We start from the raw sequence: 9,144 nt of genomic DNA, 5'->3' as shown, positions 1-9,144 counted from the left end.
CGGCCCAACTGGCCGGATGGATCCGCGGCCACTGGTCGATCGAGAACAAGGTCCACTGGGTGCGAGACGTCACCTACGACGAGGACCGATCCCAGATCCGCACCGGCACCGGCCCCCAAGTCATGGCAGCCCTCCGCAACGCCGCCATCGGCGCCCTACGCACCGCCGGCATCACCAACATCGCCGCCGCGAACCGGCATCACGCCCGCGACAGCACCCGCCCGCTGGCACTACTCGGCATCACCTGACGACTTTGCCGGGGCCCTGGGGGTCCGGGCGGCACAACGCCCCGGGCGCCGGATGTCTTCCCCGGCGGGGGCCGCTGATGTCGGACCATTGACGTCCGTCACACGCGCGTGATCTGATCGCCCCCCTGAAGAATCTTTCACATTTCGATGTCTGGGAGGTCGGGCATGACCGTGTTCCGTCGTTCCGTGCTCGCGGCGGCGCTGGCGCTCGCCACGGTGGCGTTACCCGCCGCCGCGGCGCCCACCCGGCCGGCCGCCGCCGCGCTGCCCACCGCCGCGGTGGCGCTGGGAGACAGCTTCATCAGTGGTGAGGGCGCCGGGGCGTACGCGCCGGTGGTGGACGTCAACGGGGTGGCCCGGGGCTTCCCCGGCTGGTCCGCCGCCAACGCCAACGCCTACTTCTGCCACCGCTCGCCGAACGCCTCGCTGTTCCAGGCCGACCTGCCCGGCATCTCCGCGCGGTTCAACCTGGCCTGCTCGGGCGGTCAGCCGTACGACATCGCGAACGCCTCGTCGACCCGGGCCACTGGGCGGCAGGTGGCCGCCCAGCTCGACCAGCTCCGGTCGGTGGCGCGGACCCACGACATCGACCTGGTGCTCGTCGGCCTCGGCTCGAACAACAGCTCGTTCACGTTCGGCAGCGTGGCGGAGAAGTGCGCCAACCGGTTCATCGCCGACGCGTGGACCGGCTGGTGGGAGTTCTGGGCATACCTGGGCGGGCCGGTGGAGCAGAAGCCGTGCACCGACGCCGACCTGGGCACGGCCGCGCAGTTCGCCGCCGCCACCACGGAGACCACCACGGCGTTGCGGCAGCTGCTGGCCACGCTCGACGAGATCGACGCCGACGGCCAGCACCGGGTGGTCTTCCAGGACTACACCAACCCGCTGCCGTACGAGCTGGACCAGCGCTACTGGACCGAGGACAGCCGCGACGACACCCGGGACAAGTTCCGCGCGCTGGGCGCCGAGCGGTACGCGGCCGGCTGCCCGATCCACCGGGCCAGTCTGGCGCCCGGACACCGCTTCTCGCAGGGGCTCGGCACGCTCGTCAGCTCGGTCCGCGGCACGCTCGCCGGTGAGTTCCCGCAGGACGACCTGGTCTACCTGAACGTGCAGCGCGCGTTCGACGGCGCCCGGCTCTGCGAGTCGACCGGCAGCCCGGGTAACGCCCTGGCCACGCCGATCCGGCTGATGGACGGCCCGACCGGCACGTTCGTCACCAGCCTCTCCGGGTACGACAAGCTCGACATCCAGCGGATCGCCAACGCCTGCGGCACGTACTTCCAGACCTGCCAGGAGTCGTGGCACCCGAACGCCGCCGGGCACAAGGTGCTCGGCCGGTGCCTGGCCGGCGCGGCGGCGACCGGCGCCCGTACCGTCTCCTGCGTCCGCGCCCCGGACGGCACGGTGAGTGTGAGCTGAGTCCGGCACTGACGCCGGGCAGAACCGGCCCGGCGTCAGTGCCGGATCGCGGTGCCGAGCACGTGCGGCGAGGCCGGGCCCGGCAGCCCGGCCGGCGGGAAGCGGAAGCGGTGGAGCGTGGTCACCTCGAAACCGGCGGTCCCGATCGCGGCCACCGTGTCCCGGGCGGTGTGGCACCCGGCGCAGAACAGCGGCCAGAGCGTGGCGTCGGCCAGGCGCTGGGCCCGCCGCAGGCCGGGCGTGGATGCCACCACGTGTTCGTAGAAGCGCAGTTCGCCGCCGGGCCGCAGCGCCCGGCGCGCCTCCCTCAGCGCGACCGCCTGGTCCGGCACCGAGCAGAGCACGAGCGACAGCACCACCGCGTCGGCGGCACCGTCGGCGACCGGCAGCGCCTCCGCGAGACCGGCGGCGACGGTCACCGGTACCGGGGCGCCGGGTGCGGCGGCGCGGGCCAGGGCACGCAGGCGTGGTTCCGGTTCGACGGCGACCACCCGGGTCACCCCCGATGGGTAGTGCGCGAGGTTGCGCCCGTTGCCGGCGCCGACCTCGACCACCCGGCCGCGCAGCCCGGCGACGAGGCGGGCGCGGTGCTCGGACATGCCGGCCTGGTCCATGGCGACACTGGCGCGGGCGAAGAGCCGGGAGAAGATGGGGTGGGAGACGGCCATCAGCGACCGGCCGGTGGCGCGCCGAGGCTGAGCAGGAGCGGGCCGGCGGATCCGTCGACCAGGTCGCCGAGGCGTACCCCGTCGAGCACGGCGAGGAAGGCGGCCTGCGCGCGGCGCAGCTCGCCGCGCAGCCGGCACTCGGCGACCAGCGGGCAGACCGGCTGCGCGCAGTCGACCACCTCGCCGTCGCCCTCGAAGGCGCGGACCACCAGGCCGACGGTGATGTCGCCGGCGTGTTCGGCGAAGGCCACGCCACCGGAGCGGCCCCGGATGGTCACCAGAACGCCGATGCGTTGCAGCCGCTGCACCACCTTGGCGACGTGGCTGCGGGGCAGTTCGAGCCGGGTGGCGAGTTCGTCGACTGTGGCCCGGACCGGGGAAGCGGCGGTCAGCATGGCGATCCGCAGCGCCATGTCGGTCGACCGGTTGAGCCTCACGCACCGACCCTAGCCACTCGGCGCCGTCCGGGACACCTGCGGATTCACGGTGACCCATGCCACTGCGGCACCGGGACCTTAGACCCTAAAAGAGTGGGGACCGGTCCTGGACCGGATCGCCCACAAGCACGCCTCGCTCGGCATCACCGCCACCCAGTACCCGATCGTCGGTCGCCACCTGCTCGCCGCGGTCGGCGAGGTGCTCGGCGACGCGGTCACCCCGGAGGTGGCCGCCGCCTGGGACGAGGTCTACTGGCTGCTGGCCTGCGAGCTGATCGCCCGCGAGGCGCGGCTCTACGCGGGTGCCGGCGTACCCGAGGGCGGCCCGGTGTGGCGGGACTGGCGGGTGACCGGCCGGGCCCGGGAGAGCGCCGACGTCGTCTCGCTCACCCTCGCGCCGGCCGACGGCGGCGCCGCGCCCGGCTTCACCCCCGGCCGGTACGTCTCGGTCGCGGTCGACCTGGACGGTGGCCGAGGGCAGCAGATCCGCCAGTACAGCCTCTCCGGCCGCCCCGGCGCCGGCCAGTGGCGGATCACCGTGAAGCGGGTACGCGGCGAGCGCGGCGCACCCGACGGCATGGTCTCCGGTCACCTGCACGACCGGGTGACCGTCGGCGACACGCTGCGGCTCAGCCCGGCGTTCGGCGAGGTCGACGCCACCGCCGGCGACGGGCCGCTGTTGCTGGTCAGCGCCGGCATCGGACTCACCCCGGCGATGGCGGCGCTGGCCCACCTGGCCGACCGGGATCCCGGACGGCGGGTGACGCTGGCGCACGCCGACCGGGACGCCGAGGCGCACGCGCTGCGCGCGGAACTCCCCGCGCTCCAGCAGCGGCTGCCGAATCTGGCCGTTCACCTCTGGTATCTCGACGCCGCCGGGGCCGACCTGCCCGGCCTGAAGGCGGAGGTGTCCCCCGGCCTCATCGACCCGGACCGGATCCCGCTGCCCGCCGGAGTGGCCGCGCACCTGTGCGGTCCGGTCGCGTTCATGAACCTGGTCCGGGCCGGCCTGCTGCGCCGGGGTGTGCCGGCCGAGCGGATCGCCTACGAGGTGTTCGGTCCCGGGATGCTGCCGGGCTGACCCCCGGCCGCGGAGAAGTCGGTGGTGCGCCGGTTAGGGGCGGAACCCGAGGGTAGGGGTCCACCCATGCGCGCCCTCGGCACCAACGCGATCGTTCACGACCCGGCCGCCGCCCCGGCGGTCGGCGGCCGGGTGGTGGCCGCCGCCGAGGCGGAGCGGTTCAGCCGCCGCACGCCCGGCGGACGGCCGGTGCCGCGCCGCGGCGGATTGGGGCTGGACCGGATCATGAGGGAGAAGACATGCGGATCGCGATGATCTCGGAGCACGCCAGCCCGCTCGCCGTCTTCGGCGAGGAGAAGGCCGGCGGCCAGAGCACGCACGTAGCGGAACTCGCGTCCGCGATGGCCGGCGCGGGCCACGACGTACGCGTCTACGCCCGGCGCGACTCCTCCACACTGCCCCATGCGGTCGACACGCCGGACGGCTACCAGGTGTGCCACGTGCCGGCCGGCCCCGCCCGGCGGCTGCCCGAGGACGACCCGCTGCCGTACCTGGGGGAATTCGGCAGCTGGCTGGCCGACACCTGGCGGCACGGCGGCTGGGCCCCGGACGTGGCGCACGCGCACTTCTGGACGAGCGGACTGGCCACCGTGCACGCGAGCCGCCGGACCGGCGTGCCGACGGTGCTGACGTACCACGCGCTCGGCACCGTCGAGCGCCGCCACCGGGGCGTGCGGGACACCAGTCCGCCGAGACGCCTCGGCTACGAGCGGGCGCTCGGCCGGGCCGTGGACCGGGTCGTCGTCCAGTGCTCGGACGAGGTCGCCGAACTGGTCCGGATGGGCGTACCCCGGTCCCGGATGGCGCTGGTGCCGCCCGGCGTGAACGAGGCAGTGTTCCGCCCGGACGGTCCGGCCGCGCCCCGCGACCCGACCCGCCCGCGCATCCTCACCGTCGGACGGATGGTCGACCGCAAGGGTTTCCTGGACGTGGTCCGGGCGCTGCCCGCGGTGCCCGACGCCGAATGCGTGGTGGTCGGCGGCCCGCCGGCCCACCTGCTGCCCGCCGACACGTTCGCCCGCCGGCTGTCCGCCCTCGCCGAATCGTGCGGCGTGGCCGACCGGGTACGGCTGCTCGGCGGCGTGCCGCGCGAGGAGATGGGCACCTGGTACCGGTCGGCGGACGTGCTCGTCGCCGCCCCCTGGTACGAGCCGTTCGGGCTCACCCCGCTGGAGGGCATGGCCTGCGGCGTGCCGGTGATCGGCACGAACGTGGGCGGGATCGCCGACAGCGTGGTGGACGGGCTCACCGGCGACCTGGTGCCGCCGCGTGACCCCCGCGCGCTGGGCACCGCCCTGCGCCGCCTGCTCGGCGACAACGTGCGCCGGTTCACGTACGCGACCGCCGCGCTCGACCGCATCCGCAGCAGGTACTCCTGGAAGCGGTGCGCCGAACAGCTCGGCGCGGTCTACGGCGCGCTGGCCGGCACGGCACGGCGGTCGCCGGCGGTGGCGTGACGCCCCAGGCCCGGCGCGGGCCCATCCCCCCCTATTACCCGCCGGTAGGTTGGGCCGTAACCTGATCCGGGTGAGCGGGGACTACACCCAGGAGTTCGTGGACGTCGACGGCGCGCGCATCGGCGTGCAGGTCTACCCGGAGCCGGCCGGTCCGCCCGGCGCGCCGGTGGTGCTGATCTGGCCGGCCATGGGTGTGCGCGCCCGTTACTACCGGCCGTTCGCCGCCGCGCTGCGCGACGCCGGGCTGGCGGTGATCGTGGCCGACCTGCGCGGCACCGGCGAGAGCACACCTGCGCCGTCGCGTGCCTGCCGCTACGGCTACCAGGAGATGGCCGCCGACATCGGTGCCGTGCTCGACGCGCTCAAGCCCCGGCTGGACGGCCGCACCCGGCTGCTGCTCGGGCACTCCCTCGGCGGCCAGGTGGCGGTGCTGCACCAGGCGCTGCACGACGACGGGCGGGTGGACGGGCTGGCCCTGGTGGCGGTGGGGTTGCCGTGGTGGCGGCGGTACCCGGGCCTGCGCGGGTGGGGCGTGCTGCCGTACACCCAGGCGATCGCGGCGACGGCCCGGCTGCTCGGCGTCTGGCCGGGCTGGAGTTTCGGCGGCCGACAGGCCGCCGGCGTGATCCGGGACTGGGCGCACACGGCCCGCACCGGCCGCTTCCCCGTGCTGGACGGGGTGGACGCGGAGGCCGCCGTGCGGCGGATCAGCACACCGGTGCTCGCGGTGAGCGTCGACGACGACCAGTACACGCCGCACGAGACGCTCGACCACCTCTGCGGGAAGATGACCGCGGCGCCGGTGACGCGGCACCGCTACACGGTCGCCGAGGCGGGCGCGCCGCTCGACCACTTCACCTGGGTACGCACGTCGGCGCCGCTGGCCGCCCGGATCGCCGCGTTCGCCGGCACGCTCCCCCGCCGCTGATCCTCCTCCTTCTCCACCACGCCCCGGCGTGAGTCGCCCGATCGTGGGTATGCCGCACCGCCCGAACACGGCGGAGGGGGATCTGATGTCAGAACGGCACACCACGCTGCGCTCGATGCACGACCTGGGCCTGGCGGCCTGGTTCGGCGGTTCCCTGATGGGGGCGCTCGGCGTCAACGGCGCGGCGGCGCGGATCAACGACACGACCGAGCGGCTGCCGGTGGCCTCGGCCGGGTGGGCGCGGTGGACGCCCGTCAACGCGGCCGCGATCGGCGCACACCTGGCCGGCGCGGTCGGCGAACTGGTAACCGAGAGCCCGCGAATGGCCCGCCAGGCGGGCGTGGGGAAGGTGAGCGCGGTAAAGACCGCGCTGACGGTCGGTGCCCTGGCGGTGACCGGCTACAGCCGGCTGGTCGGCATGCGGCTGGAGAAGGCCGGCGGCCCGCCGGTCGAGGGGACCACCGAGCCCAACCACCAGACGCCGGCGAACGTCGCCGCCAGCCAGCGGCAGATGAAGATGCTCCAGTGGGCGATCCCGGCGCTGACCGGCGCGCTCGTGGTGGTGTCGGCGTACATGGGCGAACAGCAGAAGCCGGGACAGGTGTTCCGGGGCATGCTGGGCCGCGCGGGCGGGCTGATGTCCGCGCCGAAGAACATCGGCAAGGTGGCCGCCGTGGGGGCGGCCGGACGTCATCTGGTCGGGGCGGCCCGTTGACCACCGCGCGGCCGGCGACCCACATCGGGGTGGGTCACCGGCCGCGCGGTGCCCCGGACCAGGCCGTCCGTCCGCGGGCGGACATCAGCAACCAGGCGAGGTGACCATGACCAGCAGGGACCGGCCGGGTACGGACGACGGACGCGGGCCGGAGTCGGCCGCGCCGTGGGGCACCACCGACCGCGCCCCTGAGCGGTCAGGAGCCGGTGCCGTCCTCGCCCGGCCGGCCCGGCGCCGACGGCTCGTTGTCCGGCACCGGTGACTCGGCCACCGGGTGCCCGGTGTCGTCGACCAGGCCCGGCGCCATGCTGCCGCCGTGCGCCTCCTCGGCCTCCCGGGTCGCTCGCGGATCCCGCTCGTCCTCGTCGCGCCGCTTCTCCACAGATCCCCCCTCGGCAGTCGTCCCTGCACCCCGGCGGTACCCGGCCGGCGGCTGGGGAAACGTCAGGCGCGCGCGGCGGCGGACGCGACGCCGAGCAGGTCGGCCAGCCGGGCGGCGTCGCGCTGGGCCTGGTCGCCGCAGCAGTTGTTCATCAGCACGTGCAGCTCGGCGCACTGGTCGGCCAGTTCGCGCAGCAGCACCGACCAGTGCCGCAACTCCCGCTCGCCGTAGGCGTACCGGAACCGCTCCTGCTTGTCGCCGCTCTCCCAGGCGGTGCTGTGCCCGTGGAACCGGATCACGGCCAGTCCGGTGGTGGCGACCAGGACCGGCGGCACCGAGGAGACGTGCCCCTGCGGCATGTCCACACAGGCGTACCCGAGGTCGTGCTCACGCAGGAACGTGACGGTGTCCGCCATCGCGTCCCCGTCGAACCAGGACGAGTGCCGCAGCTCGACGGTGACCGGCCAGGGGCGGCAGCGCCGCGCGGCGTCCAGGATCCGCCGCCGGGCCGCCTCGCCGCGGGCCAGCCACGGCGGGAACTGCAACAGCACGGCGCCGAGCCGGTCGGCCGCCGCGAGCGGCGCCAGCGCCGCGTGGAACCGGTCCCACAACTCGTCGTACGCCCCGGCGGGCAGGTCGCGCCAGCGGATCCGGTTCGGGACGCCGGCCGGGCGCAGGTCGCGGGGCAGCGCGTCGACCGGCGTGTGGTGGCCGGTGAACAGCCGGAACGCCTTGACGTCGAAGGTGAAGCCGTGCGGGGTGGCGGCCGCCCAGCCCGCCGTGGTCTCCGGCGCCGGCACGGCGTAGTACGACGTGTCCACCTCCACCAGTCCGAACCGCTCGGCGTACCAGCCGAGCCGCCCGGCGGGGGTGTTGACCCCGCGCGGATACCAGCCGGAGCGGACCAGCATCTGGTCGGCCCAGGAGGACGTGCCCACCTTGATGACACCCATGTAATTCAGTTCACCGCGACCGCCGGACGTCGGCAACCGGAGATGCCGTCCGGGCCGTGACCGGCGCCGGGTGACCGGCGTCACCGGCTGGGCGGCGCGCCGGGGTGTGACGCCCGGCCGGTTGGCGGCGCTGAGGGTGACGAGATGGACGCACCCGGTCTGGACGAGGAAACCGTCGAGCGGCTGCTCGCCGGCCGCTCCGGCGACACGTCGTCCGCTCCCCGAGGGCTGGTGGCCGTACTCGCAGCGGTCCGGGCCGTGGCCGGCACGGGCGAACTCGTCGGCGAGGCGGCAGCGGTCGCGGCGTTCCGGGAGGCACAGCGGGCACGCCGTCGCCGCCGCGTCCGCTTCGGCGTCCGGGTGGCCGTGGCAGCACTGGCCGCGTCCCTCACCGGCGGCGTCGCGCTCGCCGCGACCGGCAACCTTCCGCACGCCCCGCACCCCGCTGCGCCGCCGGTCGTCACCGCGTCCCCTGCGCCGTCGGCCCGGCCGAGCCCGCCGGCCGGCTCGCCCGCACCCCGGACGCCGCACCCGTCCTCACCGCCCGGCCTGTGCGTCGCGTACCGGGCCGTCGCCGAGCCGCAACGGGGACGCGTCCTCTCCACACCCGCCTTCAGTGACCTCGTCGCCGCGGCCGGGGGTCACGACCGCGTGCCGGACTACTGCGCCGGGCTGCTGGGCGACGACGACCCGCCGGGGAGATCCGACGGCACGCGGCGCGGCGGCCGGATCGAGCGCCCGGTTCACCCGGACGGCGGGCCGCCGGGCGGGGACGGCACCCCGCCCGGGCCCGTCGAGCCGCAGTCCGGCACCCCGCCCGGGCGGGGTGCCGCCTGAGGACCGGCTGGTAACT

10 protein-coding genes and 2 pseudogenes are annotated in these 9,144 nt (G+C 75.2%); 8 read left to right on the top strand and 4 right to left on the bottom strand.

Annotated elements, in window-relative coordinates; all coding sequences use genetic code 11:
• Positions 1-248, top strand: a pseudogene (locus C569_RS0114545) (ISAs1 family transposase); the annotation flags it as partial.
• Positions 249-413: 165 nt separating this feature from the next.
• The gene (locus C569_RS0114540; protein WP_018786512.1) at positions 414-1,670 is read left to right on the top strand and encodes a hypothetical protein; all 1,257 of its coding nucleotides are present in this window, start codon (positions 414-416) and stop codon (positions 1,668-1,670) included.
• Between the two features lie 35 nt (positions 1,671-1,705).
• On the opposite strand, the gene C569_RS0114535 is transcribed toward C569_RS0114540, so the two are convergent.
• Both C569_RS0114535 and C569_RS0114530 read right to left on the bottom strand, forming a co-directional pair.
• Positions 1,706-2,338 carry a class I SAM-dependent methyltransferase gene (locus tag C569_RS0114535; protein ID WP_018786511.1) on the bottom strand — a complete coding sequence of 211 codons (633 nt, stop codon included), beginning with the start codon at positions 2,336-2,338 and terminating at the stop codon, positions 1,706-1,708.
• A complete protein-coding gene (locus C569_RS0114530) occupies positions 2,338-2,775 on the bottom strand; it encodes an Rrf2 family transcriptional regulator (RefSeq protein ID WP_018786510.1) in 438 nt (145 codons plus the stop codon). The genes C569_RS0114535 and C569_RS0114530 overlap by 1 nt, the downstream gene beginning before the upstream one ends.
• Before the next feature lie 94 nt (positions 2,776-2,869).
• Here C569_RS0114530 and C569_RS30315 point away from each other — a divergent pair.
• The 5 genes and pseudogenes from C569_RS30315 to C569_RS0114505 form a co-directional block, all read left to right on the top strand.
• A pseudogene (locus tag C569_RS30315) lies at positions 2,870-3,856 on the top strand (FAD-binding oxidoreductase); the annotation flags it as partial.
• A gap of 66 nt (positions 3,857-3,922) precedes the next feature.
• On the top strand, positions 3,923-4,111 hold the full coding sequence (locus C569_RS0114520; protein ID WP_018786508.1) for a hypothetical protein: 189 nt from the start codon (positions 3,923-3,925) through the stop codon (positions 4,109-4,111).
• The gene (locus C569_RS0114515) at positions 4,096-5,313 is read left to right on the top strand and encodes a glycosyltransferase (RefSeq protein ID WP_018786507.1); all 1,218 of its coding nucleotides are present in this window, start codon (positions 4,096-4,098) and stop codon (positions 5,311-5,313) included. Before C569_RS0114520 ends, C569_RS0114515 begins: the two co-directional genes overlap by 16 nt.
• 70 nt (positions 5,314-5,383) lie before the next feature.
• Entirely contained in the window at positions 5,384-6,241 is an 858-nt protein-coding gene (locus C569_RS0114510) for an alpha/beta fold hydrolase (protein ID WP_018786506.1), read from the top strand.
• A gap of 85 nt (positions 6,242-6,326) precedes the next feature.
• Complete coding sequence (locus tag C569_RS0114505) at positions 6,327-6,956, top strand: hypothetical protein (RefSeq protein WP_026268152.1); 630 nt, start codon at positions 6,327-6,329, stop codon at positions 6,954-6,956.
• Between the two features lie 196 nt (positions 6,957-7,152).
• Here C569_RS0114505 and C569_RS0114500 read toward each other — a convergent pair whose 3' ends face one another.
• Positions 7,153-7,338 (bottom strand): hypothetical protein, encoded by a 186-nt coding sequence (locus tag C569_RS0114500; protein WP_018786504.1) that lies wholly within the window; start codon positions 7,336-7,338, stop codon positions 7,153-7,155.
• A 62-nt stretch (positions 7,339-7,400) separates the two neighbouring features.
• Positions 7,401-8,291, bottom strand: a complete 891-nt coding sequence (locus C569_RS0114495; protein ID WP_018786503.1) for a DUF72 domain-containing protein — start codon at positions 8,289-8,291, stop codon at positions 7,401-7,403.
• Between the two features lie 144 nt (positions 8,292-8,435).
• Here C569_RS0114495 and C569_RS0114490 point away from each other — a divergent pair, with 144 nt between their 5' ends.
• Entirely contained in the window at positions 8,436-9,128 is a 693-nt protein-coding gene (locus tag C569_RS0114490; protein WP_018786502.1) for a hypothetical protein, read from the top strand.
• The last annotated feature ends 16 nt before the right edge of the window (positions 9,129-9,144 follow it).

It is taken from the genome of Micromonospora sp. CNB394, from assembly GCF_000374985.1.
Taxonomy (GTDB): Bacteria; Actinomycetota; Actinomycetes; order Mycobacteriales; family Micromonosporaceae; genus Micromonospora; species Micromonospora marina.
Note: the sequence above shows the minus strand (reverse complement) of the source record. Positions and strands in the feature narration are given on the sequence as shown.